Consider the following 19,061-nt stretch of genomic DNA (forward strand, 5'->3'; position numbering starts at 1 on the left):
GGCTGTGGTCCCGCGGACTCACAGGCACTCTTTAGGGGTCCCTTACCTGCCTGCGTGACAGACTCTTCTCTCATCATGGACATCTCCGGGACCCACCTCAGAGCCGTGCGCGCGGCGCTGTTCACGGCTTTCGTCGTGACGCTCAGCACCGCGTCGCACGTGCTGCTGTCCCGGGCCCCGCTGCCGGCGGCGACGGTGGCCGCCGTCGCCGCCGGGGTGTTCGCCACGGCGTACGCGCTGGCGGGCCGCGAGCGCGGCTTCGGCCGGATCTCGGCCCTGCTGATCCCGCTGGAACTGGCCGCGGACACGGTGTTCACCACCGGCCAGCAGTCCTGTTACGGCCGCGCGGGCGGCCCCGTAGCGGGCCCGCTGCACGCGTTCGGCCTCGACGTGCTGTGCGGCGGCGGCCCCGTGGGCAGCCCGCTGTCCCAGGTGACCGGCGGCTCCGAGCGCGCACAGGTGCTGCTGGCGCACGCGAGTCCGGCCGTCGCCTGGCTGCTGCTCGCGGCGCACATCGCCGTGGGGCTGGTGGCCGCCGCCTGGCTGCGCCGCGGCGAGCGGGCCGTGCTCCAGCTGCTCCGCGCGGTGGCCGCGACCACCTTCCGGCCGCTGCTGCTGGCCGTGGCCGCCGTCGCCGTACGGCTCTCTCCGGTGCTCCGGCTGCCGCGTCCGGCCCCCCGGCCGCCCGTCGCCCGCGACCGGCTCCTCGTGCACTCCCTGGGACGGCGTGGACCGCCGTGCTCGCCCGCCCTCGCTCTCGTCTGAGCGACGGCCGCTGAGCACGACCAGTCCCCCACACGTATCCCGCACACGTATCCCGAGTACGACGTGTGCGCGTCCCACATGGAGATCACCCATATGAGCAAGCGGAACAGCCAGACGGCGAAGGCGGCGGCACGGGAGCGGCTGCGCGAGGAGCGCGAGCGGCAGGCAAAGCGCGACAAGGTGCGGCGCCAGGTCGTCGTGGCCGCCTCCGTGGTCGGCGTGCTGGCCGCGGCCGGCGGCGTCGGCTACGCGGTCGTCCAGGCCAACAAGCCCAGCTACTGGGCGGGGCTCAAGGACGCCAGGGTCGTCGCGCCCGCCCACACCACGGGCACCGACGGCACCACGGTCGTTCTCGGCAAGGACACCGCCAAGAAGACCCTGAAGGTCTACGAGGACCCGCGCTGCCCGGTCTGCGCCACGTTCGAGCAGACGGTCGGCTCGACGGTGAAGAAGGACCTGGACGACGGCAAGTTCAGGGTCGAGTACATCGGCGGCACGTTCATCGACGACAAGGACAACGGCCAGGGCTCCAAGAACGCGATGAGCGCCATGGGCGCCGCGCTGAACGTGAGCCCGGAGGCGTTCCTGGAGTACAAGTCCGCGCTGTACTCCGCGAAGTGGCACCCCTTGGAGACGGACGACAAGTTCAAGAGCGACGACTACCTCATCGAGGTCGCGGACACCGTCCCGGCGCTGAAGAACAACACCGCGTTCCGGAACGCCGTGAAGAAGGGCACCTACGACGCCTGGGCGATGGCCATGACGAAGACGTTCGACACCAACAAGGACAACGTCACGGGCACCCCGAGCTTCGTCATGGACGGCAAGCTGCTGACCGCCGACAGCCAGCGCCGCCCGCCCCTGACCGTGGCCGACTTCGACCGTCTGGTGGACGCGGCGCTCAAGGGCTGACGCCCCGTCGGAAACCGATCGCGGGATGAAGAGCGGGCGAACTTTCGGAGTTCGCCCGCTCCTGCGTATACCAATCAGTAAAACTGCTCAGTAACCTGATCGGCCGTGACCAGTCGATACAGATCATTTTCGGCCTCCGAGGGCATCAACTCCCTCTCCCCCCGCCGCCGTACCGTCGTCAAGGCCGCGGCGGCGACCGCTGTCCTGGCCGGCCCGCTCGTCGCCGCCCTCCCGGCGCGCGCCGCCACGGACGCCCCCGCCTTCCTGCACGGCGTCGCCTCCGGCGACCCGCTGCCCGACGGCATCCTGCTGTGGACCCGGGTGACCCCCACCGCCGAGGCGACACCCGGCTCCGGGCTCGGCCCGGACACCGAGGTGAGCTGGGTCGTCGCCAGGGACAAGGCGCTGACGAACATCGTCGCCAAGGGCTCCACCACCGCGACCGCCGCCTCCGACCACACCGTCAAGGCCGACATCCGCGGCCTGGAACCGGCCACCGACTACTGGTTCCGCTTCTCGGCCGGCGGCACCGACTCCCCGGTGGCGCGCACCCGCACCGCGCCGGCGGCGGACGCGGCCGTGTCCGGCCTGCGCTTCGGCGTGGTCTCCTGCGCCAACTGGGAGGCCGGCTACTTCTCCAGCTACCGCCACCTCGCGGCCCGCAACGACCTGGACGCCTGGCTGCACCTCGGCGACTACATCTACGAGTACAAGTCCGGCGAGTACGCGGCCCGGGGCACGGTCGTCCGCCCGCACGAGCCCGCGCACGAGATCCTCACCCTCGCCGACTACCGCACCCGGCACGGGGAGTACAAGACCGACCCGGACCTCCAGGCCCTGCACCTGAAGGCGCCGGTCATCGCGATCTGGGACGACCACGAGTTCGCCGACAACGCCTGGTCCGGCGGCGCGGTCAACCACACCGAGGGCGCCGAGGGCACCTGGACGTCCCGTCAGGCCGCCGCCAAGCAGGCCTACTTCGAGTGGATGCCGGTCCGCCCCGCGATCACCGGCACCACCTACCGGCGGCTGCGCTTCGGCAAGCTCGCCGACCTGTCCCTGCTGGACCTGCGTTCCTTCCGCTCCCAGCAGGCCTCCACGGCCAGCGGCTCGGTGGACGACCCGAACCGTACGATCACCGGGCGTGCCCAGCTCGACTGGCTGAAGGCCGGGCTGAAGGCCTCCGACACCAAGTGGCGGCTGGTCGGCAACTCGGTGATGATCTCGCCGTTCTCCTTCGGGTCCCTCTCCGCCGACCTGTTCAAGCCGCTCGCCAAGCTGCTCGGGCTGCCGCAGGAAGGCATCGCCGCCAACACCGACCAGTGGGACGGCTACACCGACGACCGCCGCGAGCTGCTGAACCACCTGCACTCCAACGCCATCGGCAACACCGTCTTCCTGACAGGTGACATCCACATGGCGTGGGCCAACGACGTACCGATGGACGCGGGCACGTACCCGCTGTCGGCCTCGGCCGCCACGGAGTTCGTGGTGACCTCGGTGACCTCGGACAACCTGGACGACATCGTGAAGGTCCCCGAGGGCACGGTCTCGGCGATCACCTCGCCGGTCATCAAGGCCGCCAACTGGCACGTCCACTGGGTCGACACGGACCGGCACGGCTACGGCGTCCTGGACATCACCGCCGACCGCGCGCAGATGGACTACTACGTCCTGTCCGACCGCACGGATCCCCACGCGACGTCGTCCTGGGTCCGTTCGTACCGCACCCGCAGCGGCACGCAGAAGGTCGAGCGGACGTACGACCCCGTGTAACCCGTACGCCCCCGCAGAGCCGGTCAGCCGAGGGTTTCGAGGAAGCCGAGCGCCACCCGCCAGGTGGCCTCGGCGGCCTCGGCGTCGTAGTCCGGCAGCTCGGGGTCGGTGTAGAGGTGGCCTGCCCCGGCGTACCGGAAGACCTCCACGTCGGCGCCCGCCCTGCCCATCTGCAGGTACCAGGCGTTCAGCCAGTCGTCCGTCTCGAACGGGTCCGGCTCGGCCACGTGCAGCTGCACCGGCAGCTCGTCCACGTACACGCCCGGCGCGAGGTCCGACGTGCCGTGCAGGAGCAGCAGCCCGCGCGCCTTCTCGTCGCCGAGGGCCAGGGTCTGCGCGATGGACGCGCCGAGCGAGAAGCCGGCGTACACGAGCCCGCGCTCCGAGTAGGGCGCGGCGGCCAGCACGGCCCGCTTCAGCAGCTCTTCCTTGCCGACCCGCTCCTTGAACTCCATGCCCTTCTCGACGGTGTCGAACGTGTGTCCGTCGAAGAGGTCGGGCGTCCACACCTCGTGGCCCGCCGCGCGCAGCCGGTCCGCTGCCTCGCGCACCGCCGGGCGGAGCCCGTAGGTGGAGTGAAAGAGCATGATGTTCATGAGGCCATGGTGCCAGCTACCTTCTCAGGCATGGAGACCGTACTCCGTCCCGTGATCGTGGTCGGCGGGGCCGTCGTCCTGACCGTGCTCATCGGCTGGGCCACGGACCTGCTGCTGCGCAAGGCCGACGCACGCCACAGCGAGACGCCCCTGTGGGGCCTGCTGCGCCGTACCCGCGTCCCCTACCAACTGGTGCTCTGCGCCGCCCTGCTCAGAGGCTCCTACGACCAGGCGAAGCTGCTCCAGGAGCACCGCGTGGGCGTCGGCCGGACGCTCACCCTGGTGCTGATCGGGGCGGCGGCCTGGCTGGTGATCCGGATCGCCGCGGCGATCGTCGAGACCTCGTACAGCCGCTACGCCCGCGCCCACCGCGACCCGGCCCGCTTGCGCCGGGTGCGCACCCAGGTGTCGCTGATCATGCGCGTGGTGTCGGCGGTCGTGGGCGTGGTGGCGGTGGCCTCGATGCTGCTGACGTTCCCGGCGATGCGCGCGGCCGGTGCCTCGCTGCTGGCCTCGGCCGGCATCCTCGGCATCGTCGCCGGTGTCGCCGCCCAGTCGACCCTCGCCAACCTGTTCGCGGGGCTCCAGATCGCCTTCGGCGACATGGTGCGGCTCGGCGACACGGTCGTGGTGGACGGCGAGTGGGGCACGGTCGAGGAGATCACCCTGACCTTCCTGACCGTGCGGACCTGGGACGAGCGCCGGCTCACCATGCCGGTGTCGTACTTCACTTCCAAGCCCTTCGAGAACTGGTCGCGGGGCACCCCGCAGATGACCGGCACGGTCTACTGGCACGTCGACCACTCGGCGCCGGTCGAGGCGATGCGCGAGCGGCTGCGGGACATCCTGCGCGAGTGCCCGGCCTGGGACGGCCGCGACTGCGCCCTGGCCGTCACCGACTCCACGCCCAACACCATCCAGGTACGGGCCCTGGTCACCGCCAAGGACTCGGACGACCTCTGGAAGGTCCGCGTCGCGGTCCGCGAACAGATGATCACCTGGCTCTGCGCGGAACACCCGTACGCCCTGCCCAAGGTCATCACGGGCGAGGCGATACCGCCGCCGCGCGACGCATGAGATCCGGACGACCGCGCGGGTGGGAGAACACCCTTCAGCGCAGGCTGCGCACGTCCAGATGCCGGAGCACCCGGTCCACGATCTCCGGGTCGGCCCCCGGTTCGCTCCGCGCCGCCAGCACCTCGTGCCGCGCCGCGCTCATCATCTCCCCCTCGATACGACGGATCCGCTTCAGCCGCCGCGCCCGCTGCCGATGGGCCTCCCGCCGCTCCTCCTCCCCCAGGTCCGGGCTGATCCGGATCCCGATGTCGAAGGCCCGCCGCAGCATCTGCTCGGAGAGCTCCTCCGGCAACTCCTCGACCTGCTCGATCTCCCGCAGCCTGCGCTTCGCGGCCGTCGCCGCCCGCACCGCCAGCTCCTTCTCGAACTCCTTCTCCCGCTCCGTGTCGGCCCGCACCCCGAGCCACTTCACCAGCCACGGCAGCGTGAGCCCCTGGAGCACCAGCGTGGCGATGATCACCACGAAGGCGATGAAGATGAGGACCTCCCGCTGCGGAAACGGAGACCCGTCGTCGGTCTTGAGCGGAATCGCGAGGGCCAGCGCCACGGACGCCACCCCGCGCATCCCGGACCACCACATCACGACGGTCTCCCGGATGCTCATCGGGATGTCCTCGTCGTAGTCCCGCAGGGCGTGCAGCCGCCTGGTCAGCCAGGTCGCCGGCAGCAGCCACAGCAGCCGTACGACGACCACCACGCCCACGACCGCGGCCGACCAGCCCAGCAGCTCGCCCCACCGCCCGCTGGCCGTGCGGATGGCGTGGTGCAGCTCCAGGCCGATCAGCCCGAAGGCGACCCCGGTGACGAGGGTGTCGACGATGTCCCAGAACGTGTGCCCGGCCAGCCGGGTCATGACGTCGTCCGCGTCGGTGGAGTACTCCGCGAGGAAGAGGGCCGTGGTGAGCACGGCGAGCACCCCGGAGCCGTGCAGGTCCTCCGCGAGCACGTAGGAGGCGTAGGGCACGAGCAGGGTCAGGCCGATCTGCAGGGTCGCGTCGCCGAGCAGGTCCATCAGCCGGTTCGCGCCCCAGCCCAGCACCAGCCCCACGACGACCGCGACCACGGCCGACAGCACGAGGTCGATCCCGGCCCGCCAGGCCGAGAACGTTCCGCTGAGGGTGGCGGCGATCGCCACGTGGTAGAGCACGATGGCCGTGACGTCGTTGAAGAGGCCCTCGCCCTCCAGGATCGACACGAGCCGGCGCGGCAGCCCGAGCTGCCCGGCGACCGCCGTCGCGGCGACCGGGTCCGGCGGCGCGATCAGCGCGCCCAGCACCACGGCGGCGGCGATCGGCAGCCCCGGCACGATCGCGTTGGCGACGAACGCCACGCACACCGTCGTCACGAAGACCAGGGCGACGGCCAGCAGGAAGATCGGGCGCTTGTTCGCCGTGAACTGCCGCCAGGAGGTGCGCCGTACGGCCGCGTAGAGCAGGGGCGGCAGCAGTGCGGGCAGGATCAGTTCGGGCGGGAAGCGCACGTTCGGCACGAAGTCGGCCACCGCGAGCATCCCGCCGAACAGGGTCATCAGCACCGGCGCCGGAAGCCCGAGCCAGTCCCCCACCGGAACGCTCACCAGGGCCCCGAGCAGCAGGACGAACAGCAGGGCCGGCTGGTCCACGGTGAACGCTCCGGAAGGTCGACGATCACATGGCGGACCTCAAGACTGCTACAGAGCGCGCCTCATCGCCCGGTGCGGGATGCCCGCGTCCGGGAACTCCGGGCCGTACGCCTCGTAGCCGAGGTGCTCGTAGAAGCCCATGGCGTGCGTCTGCGCGTGCAGGTCCACCGCCGTGAGGCCACGCGCGCGTGCCGCCTCCTCGATGGCCCGCACCAGGGCCACGCCGACCCCGAGCCCGCGCGCCGTGCGGGTGACGGCGAGCCGCCCCAGGGAGCCCACCGACGCGTCCCCGCCGGTCTTGCCGGCCGCGGCCTCGCCGTACAGCAGGCGCCCGGCGCCGAGCGGCACGCCGTCCTCGCGGACGGCCACGACATGCACGGCGACGGCGTCGTACGCGTCGTACTCGAGGTCCTCCGGGACACCCTGCTCCACGACGAAGACGTCCTTGCGGACCCCGAAGCAGGCCTCGCGGTCGGCGGGGTCCTCGGCGACCCGGACGGTGTAGGGCGGGTTCACGCCCACGTCTCCTCGCGGACCTGGTCGAGGGCGTGCTGCAGGTCCTCCGGGTAGTCGCACGCGAACTCCACCCAGCGCCCGTCCCCGGGGTGCTCGAAGCCGAGGCGTACGGCGTGCAGCCACTGGCGGGTCAGGCGCAGCCGCTTGGCGAGGGTCGGGTCGGCGCCGTAGGTCAGGTCGCCGACGCAGGGGTGGCGGTGGGCGGCCATGTGGACACGGATCTGGTGGGTGCGGCCGGTCTCCAGCTTCACGTCGAGCAGGGAGGCGGCGCGGAAGGCCTCGATGAGGTCGTAGTGAGTCACGGAGGGCTTGCCGTCGGCCGTGACCGCCCACTTGTAGTCGTGGTTCGGGTGGCGGCCGATGGGCGCGTCGATGGTGCCGCTCGTCGGGTCCGGGTGGCCCTGGACCAGCGTGTGGTAGCGCTTGTCGACCGTGCGCTCCTTGAACTGGCGCTTGAGGGACGTGTACGCGTACTCGGACTTGGCGACGACCATCAGGCCGGACGTGCCGACGTCCAGGCGGTGCACGATGCCCTGGCGCTCGGCGGCGCCGGAGGTGGAGATCCGGTAACCGGCCGCGGCGAGACCGCCGATCACGGTCGGGCCCGTCCAGCCGGGGCTCGGGTGGGCGGCGACGCCGACCGGCTTGACGATCACGACCACGTCATCGTCGTCGTGCACGATCTCCATGCCCTCGACGGGCTCGGCGACGACCTGCACCGGGGCGGGCGCCTGCGGCATCTCGACCTCGAGCCAGGCGCCGCCGCGCACCCGCTCGGACTTGCCGACCACGGCGCCGTCGACCTGGACCTTGCCTGCGGCGGCCAGCTCCGCCGCCTTCGTCCGGGAGAAGCCGAACATGCGGGAGATGGCGGCGTCCACACGCTCGCCCTCCAGGCCGTCGGGCACGGGCAGGGTTCGGATCTCGGGAATCGTGCTCACCCGTCGAGTATGCCGGACGGGTGAGTCGGCTCCGACCGAGCCTGTGGAAAACCCCGCGGAGCCTCAGTCCTTGCGGACCGTGTTTCAGTCCTTGTGGACGGTGCCGTCCGGGTCCAGGCCCCGGAAGGACAGCAGCACGATCAGGATGCCGCCGCAGACGATCGCCGAGTCGGCCAGGTTGAAGACGGCGAAGCCCTTCGGCGCGATGAAGTCCACGACCTCGCCCTCGAAGACGCCGGGGGCCCGGAAGATCCGGTCGGTGAGGTTGCCGAGCGCGCCGCCGAGCAGCAGGCCCAGCGCGATCGCCCAGGGGAAGCTGTAGAGCTTGCGGGCCAGGCGGATGATCACCACGATCACGGCCGCCGCGATCAGGGTGAAGATGATCGTGAAGGCCGCGCCGAAGCCGAAAGCGGCACCCGGGTTGCGGATGGCATGCAGTTCCAGCCAGTCCCCGAGCACCTTGATGGGCGCGTGCCGCTCCAGCTTCGCGACCACGAGCATCTTGCTGACCAGGTCGAGGACGTACGCGAACGCGGCCACGGCGAACAGCACGGCGATCCGGCGGCCCCGCCCGGCCCGCTGCCCTTCCGGGGTCCGCGCGCCGGCCGCCGCCGTCGGTTCGTCGCTGCCGTCCGGGGTGTCCGGCGTACCGATGATGCGCTCCGCCTCTGCCACGTGAGTCCCTCAACCTAGGTGCCTGACTGTGGACGAGACTACGGCACACCCCGGCAACCCCCACGCTCAGGAGCGGCGTTCCTGCTTCTGCTTGCACTCCACGCACAGGGTGGCCCGCGGGAAGGCCTGCATGCGTGCCTTGCCGATGGGGTTGCCGCAGTTCTCGCACAGGCCGTAGGTGCCGGCGTCCAGCCGCTCCAGGGCTCGCTCGGTCTGCGTCAGCATCTCGCGCGCGTTGGCGGCCAGTGCCAGCTCGTGCTCGCGCGTGATGTTCTTGGCGCCGGTGTCGGCCTGGTCGTCGCCGGCGCCGTCGCCGGACTCCCGCATCAGGCCGACGAGGGACTGCTCGGAGGAACTGATCTCGTTCCGCAGCCGCTCGTCCTCGGACAGCAGCCCGGCACGGGCCTCCGCGACCTCTTCCGGGGTCCAGGGGTCCTCGCCCGGGCGCACCGCCAGCTCGCCGGGCTCCACCGCGCCGACCCGTGCCTTGGGGACGCCGGTCTGCGCTGCCGTGGCCGTGCCAGGAGTCTTCTTCGCAACCACTGTCGTGGCTCCCGTCTGCTTCGCGGCCCGCGCCGCGCCCGCTTTCTTGGCCGTGCTGTGCTCGGCCGCCCCCGTGGAGACGCCCTTCTTCGAGGCAGTCCTTTCGGCGGCCGTCTTCTTGGCGGCCGACTTCTTCGCAGCCGCCTTCTTGGTGGCGGTTCCCTTCTCGGCTTCCTTCTTCGTGGTCGCCTTCTCCCTGGTCGCCTTCTTCGGGACAGCCTCCTTCACGGCCGCCTTCTCGGCAGCCGTTGCCTTGGCGGCGGCTTTCTTCGGAGCCGGCTTCTTCGCCGGAGGCTTGACGGCGGTCTCCTTGGCCGCCGGCTTCGCCGACTTCGCGGCCTTCACCGTCTTCACAGGCTTGGCCGGGGCCGCCGCCGACGCCGCGTGCGTGCTCTTCTTCCCCCCTGCTTTCCCGGCTGTCCCCTTGGCCCCGCCACCGGCCGCAGCCGTGTCTCCGGAGGCCGCCGCGCCCCTGGTCCGGCCGGTCGCCGAGTGCTGTTCGGCGGACTTCTTCGCCACCATGGCCGCGGCCCCTTCACATATTGTGATCTCGCTCGCGAATCGTGCTGGGACGATAAATCGACTTGAGTCCCGCGGCAACGGGGCACACCGCCCGATTCGCCCGCCCGCACCCCCCGCGCGGACGGCCTGCAACGGTTGTGCCCAGCTCCCCGGCGGGTAATCCGCCGCCCCCGTCCTCCCCGGACACGCACGCCCGCACGCCTCGCCATTCGGGTCATGCCGCCCCTTCTCCGACGGTCCGCCCCCGACCCCCGAAAAGCGGTCGGCTGCTGTCTGCGCGGCGCCGTACACTGGGCGCAGCGAAAAGCATGGATGGGGACGAGTAGCGGCGTACGCAGCCGAGAGCGACCCGGGGACGGTGTGAGCCCGGGGGTGAGCGCGACGTGAAGATCACCCCGGAGCCGCCGGAAGAAAGCCGCAGCCGCGAGGCCAGGGCGAGTAGAACCGGTTTCGCGACCCCAATGAGGGGGCTCTGCGGCGCGTACGGTGCGACGGAGAGCCAAGGAGGGTGGTACCGCGGGAGCGCGCCGCACACGGCGTGAGCAGGATTGCAGACTCTCGTCCCTCCGACGGAAGGCAGCAAGTCCGTTGGAGGATGCTCGCAGATGACAGCGCCGACGTACCGCCAGGTGCCCGCCCAGGTCGACCTGCCCGCTCTTGAGCACGCCGTGCTCGACTTCTGGCGCGACCAGAAGATCTTCAGCAAGAGCCTGGAGCAGTCCGAGGGCCGCCCCGAGTGGGTGTTCTACGAGGGCCCGCCCACCGCCAACGGCATGCCCGGTGCCCACCACATCGAGGCCCGCGTCTTCAAGGACGTCTTCCCGCGCTTCCGCACCATGCGCGGCTACCACGTGGCCCGCAAGGCCGGCTGGGACTGCCACGGCCTGCCGGTCGAGCTGGCCGTCGAGAAGGAGCTGGGCTTCTCCGGCAAGCAGGACATCGAGGCGTACGGCATCGCCGAGTTCAACGCCAAGTGCCGTGAGTCCGTGACCCGGCACACCGACGCCTTCACCGCGCTGACCACCCGCATGGGCTACTGGGTCGACCTGGACGACGCCTACCGGACCATGGACCCCGAGTACGTGGAGTCCGTCTGGTGGTCGCTGAAGGAGATCTTCAACAAGGGCCTGCTGGTCCAGGACCACCGCGTCGCCCCCTGGTGCCCGCGCTGCGGCACCGGCCTGTCCGACCACGAGCTGGCCCAGGGCTACGAGACGGTCGTCGACCCGTCCGTGTACGTCCGCTTCCCGCTCACCTCCGGTCCGCTCGCCGGCCAGGCCTCGCTCCTGGTGTGGACGACGACCCCCTGGACCCTGGTGTCCAACACGGCGGTCGCCGCGCACCCTGAGGTCACCTACGTCGTCGCGACCAACGGCGAGGAGAAGCTCGTCGTCGCCGAGCCGCTCGTCGCCAAGGCGCTCGGCGAGGGCTGGGAGACCACCGGCCAGACCTTCACCGGCGCCGAGATGGAGCGCTGGACGTATCAGCGTCCGTTCGAACTCGTGGAGTTCCCGGAGCCGGCCCACTACGTGGTGAACGCCGAGTACGTCACCACCGAGGACGGCACGGGTCTGGTCCACCAGTCCCCCGCCTTCGGTGAGGACGACCTCAAGGTCTGCCGCGCCTACGGCCTGCCCGTGGTCAACCCGGTCCGCCCGGACGGCACCTTCGAGGAGGACGTGCCCCTCGTCGGCGGCGTCTTCTTCAAGAAGGCCGACGAAAAGCTCACCGAGGACCTCAAGGACCGCGGTCTGCTCTTCAAGCACCTGCCGTACGAGCACAGCTACCCGCACTGCTGGCGCTGTCACACCGCGCTGCTCTACTACGCGCAGCCCTCCTGGTACATCCGCACCACGGCGATCAAGGACCGCCTGATCCAGGAGAACGAGCAGACCAACTGGTTCCCGGAGACGGTCAAGCACGGCCGGTTCGGCGACTGGCTGAACAACAACATCGACTGGGCGCTGTCCCGCAACCGCTACTGGGGCACCCCGCTGCCGATCTGGCGCTGTGCGGACGACCATCTCACCTGCGTCGGCTCCCGCGCGGAGCTGACCGAGCTGACCGGCACCGACCAGGCCGGCCTGGACCCGCACCGCCCGTACATCGACGACGTCACCTTCGCCTGCCGTCACGACGGCTGCGGCAAGACCGCCACGCGCGTGCCCGAGGTGATCGACGCCTGGTACGACTCGGGTTCGATGCCGTTCGCGCAGTGGGGCTACCCGCACAAGAACAAGGAGCTGTTCGAGAGCCGCTACCCGGCGCAGTTCATCTCCGAGGCGATCGACCAGACGCGCGGGTGGTTCTACACCCTCATGGCCGTCGGCACCCTCGTCTTCGACAAGTCGTCGTACGAGAACGTCGTGTGCCTCGGCCACATCCTCGCCGAGGACGGCCGCAAGATGTCCAAGCACCTGGGCAACACCCTGGACCCGATCCCGCTCATGGACCGGCACGGCGCGGACGCGGTGCGCTGGTTCATGGCGGCCGGCGGTTCCCCGTGGGCGGCCCGCCGGGTCGGCCACGGCACCATCCAGGAGGTCGTCCGCAAGACCCTGCTGACGTACTGGAACACGGTCGCCTTCCAGGCGCTGTACGCCCGTACGTCGAACTGGGCGCCGTCGGCGGCGGACCCGGCCCCGGCCGAGCGCCCGGTGCTGGACCGCTGGCTGCTGTCCGAACTCCACGCGCTCACCGACCAGGTGACGCAGGCGCTGGAGGCTTACGACACCCAGCGCGCCGGCAAGGTGCTGTCCGCGTTCGTGGACGACCTGTCGAACTGGTACGTCCGCCGTTCGCGCCGCCGCTTCTGGCAGGGCGACAAGGCCGCGCTGCGCACCCTGCACGAGGTCGTCGAGACGGTCACCAAGCTGATGGCCCCGCTGACCCCGTTCATCACCGAGCGGGTCTGGCAGGACCTGGTCGTGCCGGTGACCCCGGGCGCCCCGGAGTCGGTGCACCTGGCCCCCTGGCCGGAGGCGGACCTGTCCGCGATCGACCCGGAGCTGTCGAACGAGATGGTCCTGGTCCGCCGGCTGGTGGAGCTGGGCCGTGCCACGCGCGCGGAGTCGGGCGTCAAGACGCGTCAGCCGCTCGCCCGCGCGCTGATCGCGGCGACCGGTTTCGAGTCCCTCGACACCGAGCTGCACGCCCAGATCACCGAGGAGTTGAACGTCAGCGCCCTGGCGTCGCTCTCCGAGGTCGGCGGCTCCCTGGTGGACACCACCGCCAAGGCCAACTTCCGCGCCCTGGGCAAGCGGTTCGGCAAGCGGGTGCAGGAGGTGGCGAAGGCCATCGCGAACGCGGACGCGGCGGCGCTGTCCCTGGCCCTGCGTGAGGGCACGGCCTCCGTGGAGGTCGACGGTGAGACGGTCGCCCTCGCCCCCGACGAGGTGATCATCACCGAGACCCCGCGCGAGGGCTGGTCGGTGGCCTCCGACTCCGGTGCCACGGTCGCCCTGGACCTGGAGATCACGGAGGAGCTGCGGCAGGCGGGCCTGGCCCGTGACGCGATCCGGCTGATCCAGGAGGCCCGCAAGAACAGCGGCCTGGACGTCGCCGACCGGATCGCCCTGCGCTGGACCTCCACGGACACCGCGGTCATCGCCGCGCTGAGCGAGCACAGCGAGCTGATCGCCGAGGAGGTCCTGTCGACCGACTTCGGCCAGGGCGAGGCGGACGACAGCTACGGCGATGCCTTCACCGACGAAGGTCTGTCGCTGACGTTCCGGCTGCGCAAGGCGTAAGCGCCGACGGTTGAGAAGGGCCCGGTCTCCCCTCGCGGAGGCCGGGCCCCTTTCATGAGTGCGGGTACGTTCCCGCGACACGCATCAACGCGTTCCCGCAACGCGCGTAAAAAGGGCGGGACCCCGGACCGAAGTCCGGGGTCCCGCCCTGAACGCTGCCGACGCCGTTGTCGTACTAGTGTCCGCGGGCCGTCAGTTGTCGTCCTCGTCGATCAGGAACCCGCGCATCGGCGAGGGTGCCTGACCCATCGGACCGGGACCCTGCGGACGGACCGGGGCCATCGGCTGGGTCATGGCCGGGGTCATCTGCTGCTGGCCACCGTAGGACGGAGCGGACGGAGCCGGGGCGCCGCCCATCGTCTGGTTGCCGCCGTAGGACGGGGCGCTCGCGCCGGCCGGGGCCATGGAGGGCGCCGGGGACGGCGGGAGGGAAGCCGTCGCCGGGGTGCGCGGCGGGGCCAGGGAGTCGTCGGCCTGCGTCTCCAGCTGGCGCAGCTGGGACTCCAGGTACGACTTCAGGCGCGTGCGGTACTCGCGCTCGAAGCCGCGCAGGTCCTCGACCTTGCGCTCCAGCGTGGCGCGGGCGGACTCCAGGGAGCCCATCGCGACGCGGTGCTTCTCCTGCGCGTCCCGCTCCAGCGCGTCGGCCTTGGCGCGGGCGTCACGCTCCAGACCCTCGGCGCGGCTGCGGGCCTCGCCGACGATCTTGTTGGCCTCGGAGCGGGCCTCGGCGATCGCCTGGTCGGCGGTCTGCTGGGCCAGCGAGAGGACTCGGGCGGCGCTGTCGCCACCGGGGCCCTGACCGGGGCCGCCCATCGGACCGCCCATGGGGCCGCCCATCGGACCGCCCATGGGGCCGCCCATCTGCTGCGGCATGGGCGGCTGACCGCCCATCGGGCCCTGACCCATCGGGCCCTGACCCATCGGACCCTGACCCATCGGACCCTGACCCATCGGACCCTGACCCATCGGACCCTGACCCATCGGGCCGGGACCCTGAGGGCCGCCCTGACCGCCGGGGCCGGCGGGCAGCTGCGGGGCACCGCTGGGCAGCTGGGGCGGGCCACCCATGGGGCCACCCATCTGCTGCTGCGGCGGGCCCGATATGCCGGCGGGCACCGGAGCGCCGGGTCCTCGCATCCCCTGCTGAGGCATGCCCTGCTGCTGGTCCTGCGGCTCGGGACCCTTGCGCATGTTCTGCTGGTTCTGGGCAGCAGCGCGCGTGGCCGCGGCCAGCTTGGCGCGCAGGTCCTCGTTCTCGCGGAGCAGACGGGTCAGTTCGGCTTCGACCTCGTCGAGGAAGGCATCGACCTCGTCCTCGTCATAGCCTTCTCGGAGGCGGACGGTCGTGAACTGCTTGTTCCGCACGTCCTCGGGGGTCAACGGCATCTCTTCACCTCAACGTAGTCATCGGCAGTCGGCAAGACCGGATCGTCCATACTCAACTCATCTCACCGCGAAGGCATGTGCGATGGTGCTGAGAATCCAGACGATGATCATCAGTACGAAGAAGGACAGGTCGAGCGCCACGCCCCCGAGACGCAGCGGCGGAATGAACCGCCGCAGAAGCTTCAGCGGTGGATCGGTGACAGTGTAGGTGGCCTCCAGTACGACCACCATCGCCTTGCCGGGTTGCCACGAACGGGCGAACTGGAAGACGTAGTCCATGACGAGCCGAAAAATCAGCACGACAAGGAACACCATCAGCGCGATGTAGATCACCTGCGCGAACACGCTCATGGCCTGGACTTCCCTCTCCCCGTTTCGTGCTGTTTCCGTACTTCGGTCAGGTCGTGCGTCTCAGCTCTGGTTGAAGAACCCGCCCTCTGCGATGCGGGCCTTGTCCTCCGCCGTGACATCGACGTTAGCAGGAGACAACAGGAACACCTTCTGCGTCACCCGCTCGATACTGCCGTGAAGACCAAACACCAAACCAGCCGCAAAGTCGACAAGTCGCTTCGCATCTGTGTCGTCCATCTCAGTCAGATTCATGATCACCGGGGTGCCCTCACGGAAGTGTTCCCCGATGGTACGGGCCTCGTTGTAGGTCCGCGGGTGAAGCGTGGTGATCCGGTAAGGCTCTCGTTCCGACACGACCTTGGGCATGATCACCGGTGCGTTCTTCTCCAGGGACTGACGTTCTTGTGTGATGGACGCCACGGGTGCGATTCGCGCCGGACGCCCGGATTCCGCGGCGAGCGAAGTCGAACGGGCCACCGGCTCGCGCTGCGCGGGGGGTTGCACGATACGCACCTCTTCATCCCTTTGGGACTGATGTGCGCTGTGCGACTGGTGTGACGGTTCGTGCCGTCGGTGGTCCCGCTCGGGCTCCGGGTCCAGCTCGGGCTCGAAGTCGTCGTCAGGGTCGAATCCGCGGCCGTCGTACCCATCGTCCTCCACGAGGCCGAGGTAGACCGCCATCTTGCGCATCGCGCCGGCCATGCTCTGAGTCCTCCGCTCTGTGGTGGATCGACTGACGACTGCCAAGTGCCCGCGATCCACGCGGTCGTTGTGCCCGCCTTCGGCGGCATTGACCATATTTTCTGCTGTGGTCCGACTTCCTGGCGACGTTACCCGAGCCTGGGGCGGACTCCGAGTACCGCGGTACCGACGCGCACATGTGTCGCCCCGGCGGCCACGGCCTGTTCGAGGTCCGCACTCATCCCTGCCGACACCATGGTTGCAGCCGGATGGGCTCGGCGCAGGTCAGTCGACAAATCCATGAGCCGCTCGAACGCCGCCTGTTCACGTCCCGCGTACTCCCCGGTGAGCGGAGCGACGGTCATCAGTCCGTCGAGCCGCAGCCCCGGAGATTCGGCGACGAGGTCGGCCAACTCTTCGATTCCGCCGGGCGCGACGCCTCCGCGCTCCCCGCGCCCGCTCGCGCCCGCGTCCAGCGCGACCTGGACGAGACAGCCCACCTCGCGCTCCGCGCGCACCGCTTCCTTCGACAGGGCGGTGACAAGCCGGGCACGGTCGACAGACTGCACAAAGTTCGCGTAACCGACCACGGATCGCACCTTGTTGGTCTGCAACTGGCCGACAAAGTGCCAATTAAGGGGCAGATCCGCGCAGGCGGCGGCCTTGGGAGCAGCGTCCTGGTCGCGGTTCTCGGCGACATGACGCACACCGAGCTCCGACAGAATCCGCACATCGCTCGCCGGGTAGGTCTTGGTGACCACGATCAGGGTCACCTCCTCCCGCTTGCGCCCGGCCGCGACGCACGCGGCGGTGATGCGCCCCTCCACCTTCGCCAGATTTGCGGCGAGTTCGGTCTTACGGTCCGTCATGCCCCATCAGTCCAGCCAGACATAGCCCGCGAGGCGCCCGGTGGCGCGGTCGCGGCGGTAAGAGAAGTGGTCGCCCGACTCCAGCGTGCACACCGGCGACTGCGCCCGGTCGCACACCCCGAGCCGGTCGAGCTGCGCGTGCACTCCGGCGCTCACGTCGACCGCCGGAGTGCCCCAGCTGGTGACGGCGTGCGCCGCCGGTTCCACGGTGGCCACCTCGGCGCGCATCGCCTCCGGCACCTCGTAGCACCGGCCGCACACGGCCGGTCCGGTGCGGGCGACGATCCGCTCGGGCCGGGCGCCGAGTTCGGCCATGGCCCGTACGGCGGCGGGGACGATGCCCTTGACCATGCCGGGCCGGCCCGCGTGGGCCGCGGCCACGACCCCGGCTACGGGGTCGGCCAGCAGGACCGGCACGCAGTCGGCGGTCAGGACGGCGAGGGCGAGCCCGCGGCGGGCGGTGACGATCGCGTCGACCTCCGCCACCGGCCGGTCGCCCCACGGCTCCTCGACCACGGCCGCGTCGGCGCCGTGCACCTGGTTCATCCAGACGACCCGGCCGGCGTCCAGCCCGAGGGACTTCGCCGCCAGCTCCCGGTTCGCGCGTACGGCCTCGGGGGCGTCGCCGACGGCCCCGCCGAGGTTCAGCTCCTCATACGGAGCGGCGCTCACCCCGCCCCACCGGTCGGTGAAGGCGAAGTGCGCGCCGCTCACGCTCTCGCGCTGTCCTATCACTTGAGGAAGTCCGGCACGTCCAGCTCCTCGGCGGCGCTGTCCGAGTAGCTCCGCGACGGCGGGACCGGCGGGGCGACCGGGATGTCCGCCGCCGGCTCGGGCGCGGACTCCGGCTCCTCCTTGGGGGTCACGCTGCCGAGCGAGCCGAAGGTCGGGCGGCTGGGCTCGGGCTGCCGCACCGGGGCGGGCTCCTCGCGGCGGGAGGAGGCCAGCGAAGAAGACGACGACGTCGAGCCGAGGACGTTGTCCCGGCGGGCCGGCGGCTGACCGCCGTCGAAGCCGGCCGCGATCACGGTGACCCGGACCTCGTCGCCGAGGGCGTCGTCGATGACCGCACCGAAGATGATGTTGGCCTCGGGGTGGGCGGCCTCGCTGACCAGCTGGGCGGCCTCGTTGATCTCGAACAGGCCCAGGTCGGAGCCGCCGGAGATGGAGAGCAGCACGCCCCGGGCGCCGTCGATGGACGCCTCCAGCAGCGGCGAGGAGATCGCCATCTCGGCGGCGGCCACCGCGCGGTCGTCGCCGCGGGCCGAGCCGATGCCCATGAGAGCCGAACCCGCCTCGGACATGACCGACTTCACGTCGGCGAAGTCGAGGTTGATCAGACCGGGGGTGGTGATGAGGTCGGTGATGCCCTGGACGCCGGAGAGCAGCACCTGGTCGGCGGACTTGAATGCGTCGAGCACGCTGACCTGGCGGTCCGAGATGGACAGCAGCCGGTCGTTGGGGATGACGATGAGGGTGTCGACCTCTTCGCGCAGCTCGGCGATGCCGTCCTCGGCCTGGTTCGCGCGGCGCCGTCCCTCGAAGGTGAACGGGCGCGTGACCACGCCGATGGTGAGGGCGCCCAGCGAGCGCGCGATGTTGGCCACGACGGGCGCGCCGCCGGTGCCGGTGCCGCCGCCTTCGCCGGCCGTCACGAAGACCATGTCGGCCCCCTTGAGGACCTCCTCGATCTCCTCGCGGTGGTCCTCGGCGGCCTTGCGGCCGACGGCCGGGTTGGCTCCGGCGCCGAGTCCGCGGGTGAGTTCGCGGCCGACGTCGAGCTTCACGTCGGCGTCGCTCATCAACAGCGCCTGCGCGTCGGTGTTGATGGCGATGAACTCGACGCCCTTGAGACCGACCTCGATCATCCGGTTGATGGCATTGACACCACCGCCGCCGACACCGATGACCTTGATGACTGCGAGGTAGTTCTGCGGTGCTGCCACGTCGAAGGCCTCTCGCCTCGAATTACGTTGTCGTCGCCGGGCGGTGCCCGCGACGACAGATGCCGAATGGGACGGTCCGAACGCCGACCCGAACCCTAACCCTGAAGTTTAGGGTTACCAGTGTGTCTGTTC

At 70.6% G+C, this 19,061-nt stretch carries 17 protein-coding genes; 5 read left to right on the forward strand and 12 right to left on the reverse strand.

The window, feature by feature from the left end; translation table 11 throughout:
• Window positions 1-75: 75 nt before the first annotated feature.
• The 3 genes from ACWD35_RS14780 to ACWD35_RS14790 all read left to right on the forward strand — a co-directional run bounded on the left by ACWD35_RS14780 (window position 76) and on the right by ACWD35_RS14790 (window position 3,453).
• The gene (locus tag ACWD35_RS14780) at window positions 76-765 is read left to right on the forward strand and encodes a hypothetical protein (protein ID WP_451351738.1); all 690 of its coding nucleotides are present in this window, start codon (window positions 76-78) and stop codon (window positions 763-765) included.
• Between the two features lie 93 nt (window positions 766-858).
• On the forward strand, window positions 859-1,677 hold the full coding sequence (locus ACWD35_RS14785; RefSeq protein WP_451351590.1) for a thioredoxin domain-containing protein: 819 nt from the start codon (window positions 859-861) through the stop codon (window positions 1,675-1,677).
• Window positions 1,678-1,782: 105 nt separating this feature from the next.
• Window positions 1,783-3,453 (forward strand): alkaline phosphatase D family protein, encoded by a 1,671-nt coding sequence (locus ACWD35_RS14790; protein WP_451351591.1) that lies wholly within the window; start codon window positions 1,783-1,785, stop codon window positions 3,451-3,453.
• 23 nt (window positions 3,454-3,476) lie between these two features.
• On the opposite strand, the gene ACWD35_RS14795 is transcribed toward ACWD35_RS14790, so the two are convergent.
• The gene (locus ACWD35_RS14795) at window positions 3,477-4,049 is read right to left on the reverse strand and encodes a dienelactone hydrolase family protein (RefSeq protein ID WP_451351592.1); all 573 of its coding nucleotides are present in this window, start codon (window positions 4,047-4,049) and stop codon (window positions 3,477-3,479) included.
• Between the two features lie 30 nt (window positions 4,050-4,079).
• On the opposite strand from ACWD35_RS14795, the gene ACWD35_RS14800 reads away from it, so the two are divergent.
• On the forward strand, window positions 4,080-5,126 hold the full coding sequence (locus ACWD35_RS14800; RefSeq protein ID WP_451351593.1) for a mechanosensitive ion channel family protein: 1,047 nt from the start codon (window positions 4,080-4,082) through the stop codon (window positions 5,124-5,126).
• A 34-nt stretch (window positions 5,127-5,160) separates the two neighbouring features.
• Here ACWD35_RS14800 and ACWD35_RS14805 read toward each other — a convergent pair whose 3' ends face one another.
• The 5 genes from ACWD35_RS14805 to ACWD35_RS14825 all read right to left on the reverse strand — a co-directional run bounded on the left by ACWD35_RS14805 (window position 5,161) and on the right by ACWD35_RS14825 (window position 9,944).
• Complete coding sequence (locus ACWD35_RS14805) at window positions 5,161-6,747, reverse strand: Na+/H+ antiporter (protein ID WP_451351594.1); 1,587 nt, start codon at window positions 6,745-6,747, stop codon at window positions 5,161-5,163.
• Between the two features lie 48 nt (window positions 6,748-6,795).
• Window positions 6,796-7,263 (reverse strand): GNAT family N-acetyltransferase, encoded by a 468-nt coding sequence (locus ACWD35_RS14810; RefSeq protein ID WP_451351595.1) that lies wholly within the window; start codon window positions 7,261-7,263, stop codon window positions 6,796-6,798.
• Entirely contained in the window at window positions 7,260-8,204 is a 945-nt protein-coding gene (locus tag ACWD35_RS14815; RefSeq protein ID WP_451351596.1) for an RluA family pseudouridine synthase, read from the reverse strand. Before ACWD35_RS14815 ends, ACWD35_RS14810 begins: the two co-directional genes overlap by 4 nt.
• Window positions 8,205-8,288: 84 nt before the next feature.
• Window positions 8,289-8,879: a signal peptidase II gene (gene lspA, locus ACWD35_RS14820; protein WP_451351597.1), complete on the reverse strand. Its 591-nt coding sequence runs from the start codon at window positions 8,877-8,879 to the stop codon at window positions 8,289-8,291.
• Between the two features lie 66 nt (window positions 8,880-8,945).
• Complete coding sequence (locus tag ACWD35_RS14825) at window positions 8,946-9,944, reverse strand: TraR/DksA family transcriptional regulator (RefSeq protein ID WP_451351598.1); 999 nt, start codon at window positions 9,942-9,944, stop codon at window positions 8,946-8,948.
• 605 nt (window positions 9,945-10,549) lie between these two features.
• On the opposite strand from ACWD35_RS14825, the gene ileS reads away from it, so the two are divergent.
• Window positions 10,550-13,693: an isoleucine--tRNA ligase gene (ileS, locus tag ACWD35_RS14830; protein ID WP_451351599.1), complete on the forward strand. Its 3,144-nt coding sequence runs from the start codon at window positions 10,550-10,552 to the stop codon at window positions 13,691-13,693.
• A 192-nt stretch (window positions 13,694-13,885) separates the two neighbouring features.
• Here ileS and ACWD35_RS14835 read toward each other — a convergent pair whose 3' ends face one another.
• From ACWD35_RS14835 to ftsZ, 6 genes are all read right to left on the reverse strand, one after another.
• Window positions 13,886-15,082, reverse strand: coding sequence for a DivIVA domain-containing protein (locus ACWD35_RS14835; RefSeq protein ID WP_451351600.1), 1,197 nt, complete (start codon window positions 15,080-15,082; stop codon window positions 13,886-13,888).
• A 57-nt stretch (window positions 15,083-15,139) separates the two neighbouring features.
• Complete coding sequence (locus tag ACWD35_RS14840; RefSeq protein WP_451351601.1) at window positions 15,140-15,433, reverse strand: YggT family protein; 294 nt, start codon at window positions 15,431-15,433, stop codon at window positions 15,140-15,142.
• Window positions 15,434-15,493: 60 nt separating this feature from the next.
• The gene (locus ACWD35_RS14845; RefSeq protein ID WP_451351602.1) at window positions 15,494-16,135 is read right to left on the reverse strand and encodes a cell division protein SepF; all 642 of its coding nucleotides are present in this window, start codon (window positions 16,133-16,135) and stop codon (window positions 15,494-15,496) included.
• A 128-nt stretch (window positions 16,136-16,263) separates the two neighbouring features.
• Complete coding sequence (locus ACWD35_RS14850; RefSeq protein ID WP_451351603.1) at window positions 16,264-16,983, reverse strand: YggS family pyridoxal phosphate-dependent enzyme; 720 nt, start codon at window positions 16,981-16,983, stop codon at window positions 16,264-16,266.
• Window positions 16,984-16,989: 6 nt separating this feature from the next.
• Window positions 16,990-17,718 carry a peptidoglycan editing factor PgeF gene (gene pgeF, locus ACWD35_RS14855; RefSeq protein ID WP_451351604.1) on the reverse strand — a complete coding sequence of 243 codons (729 nt, stop codon included), beginning with the start codon at window positions 17,716-17,718 and terminating at the stop codon, window positions 16,990-16,992.
• Entirely contained in the window at window positions 17,715-18,929 is a 1,215-nt protein-coding gene (gene ftsZ / locus ACWD35_RS14860) for a cell division protein FtsZ (RefSeq protein ID WP_451351605.1), read from the reverse strand. Before ftsZ ends, pgeF begins: the two co-directional genes overlap by 4 nt.
• Window positions 18,930-19,061 lie beyond the last annotated feature (132 nt).

It is taken from the genome of Streptomyces sp. NPDC002671, from assembly GCF_053592475.1.

What these genes read in the sequence shown, in the direction of transcription:
- ACWD35_RS14780 (WP_451351738.1), top strand. Translation starts at nt 76, where the DNA reads ATGGACATCTCCGGGACCCACCTCAGAGCCGTGCGCGCGGCGCTGTTC.
- ACWD35_RS14785 (WP_451351590.1), top strand. Translation starts at nt 859, where the DNA reads ATGAGCAAGCGGAACAGCCAGACGGCGAAGGCGGCGGCACGGGAGCGG.
- ACWD35_RS14795 (WP_451351592.1), bottom strand. Translation starts at nt 4,049, where the DNA reads ATGAACATCATGCTCTTTCACTCCACCTACGGGCTCCGCCCGGCGGTG.
- ACWD35_RS14800 (WP_451351593.1), top strand. Translation starts at nt 4,080, where the DNA reads ATGGAGACCGTACTCCGTCCCGTGATCGTGGTCGGCGGGGCCGTCGTC.
- ACWD35_RS14825 (WP_451351598.1), bottom strand. Translation starts at nt 9,944, where the DNA reads ATGGTGGCGAAGAAGTCCGCCGAACAGCACTCGGCGACCGGCCGGACC.
- ileS (WP_451351599.1), top strand. Translation starts at nt 10,550, where the DNA reads ATGACAGCGCCGACGTACCGCCAGGTGCCCGCCCAGGTCGACCTGCCC.
- ACWD35_RS14835 (WP_451351600.1), bottom strand. Translation starts at nt 15,082, where the DNA reads ATGCCGTTGACCCCCGAGGACGTGCGGAACAAGCAGTTCACGACCGTC.
- ACWD35_RS14840 (WP_451351601.1), bottom strand. Translation starts at nt 15,433, where the DNA reads ATGAGCGTGTTCGCGCAGGTGATCTACATCGCGCTGATGGTGTTCCTT.
- ACWD35_RS14845 (WP_451351602.1), bottom strand. Translation starts at nt 16,135, where the DNA reads ATGGCCGGCGCGATGCGCAAGATGGCGGTCTACCTCGGCCTCGTGGAG.
- ACWD35_RS14850 (WP_451351603.1), bottom strand. Translation starts at nt 16,983, where the DNA reads ATGACGGACCGTAAGACCGAACTCGCCGCAAATCTGGCGAAGGTGGAG.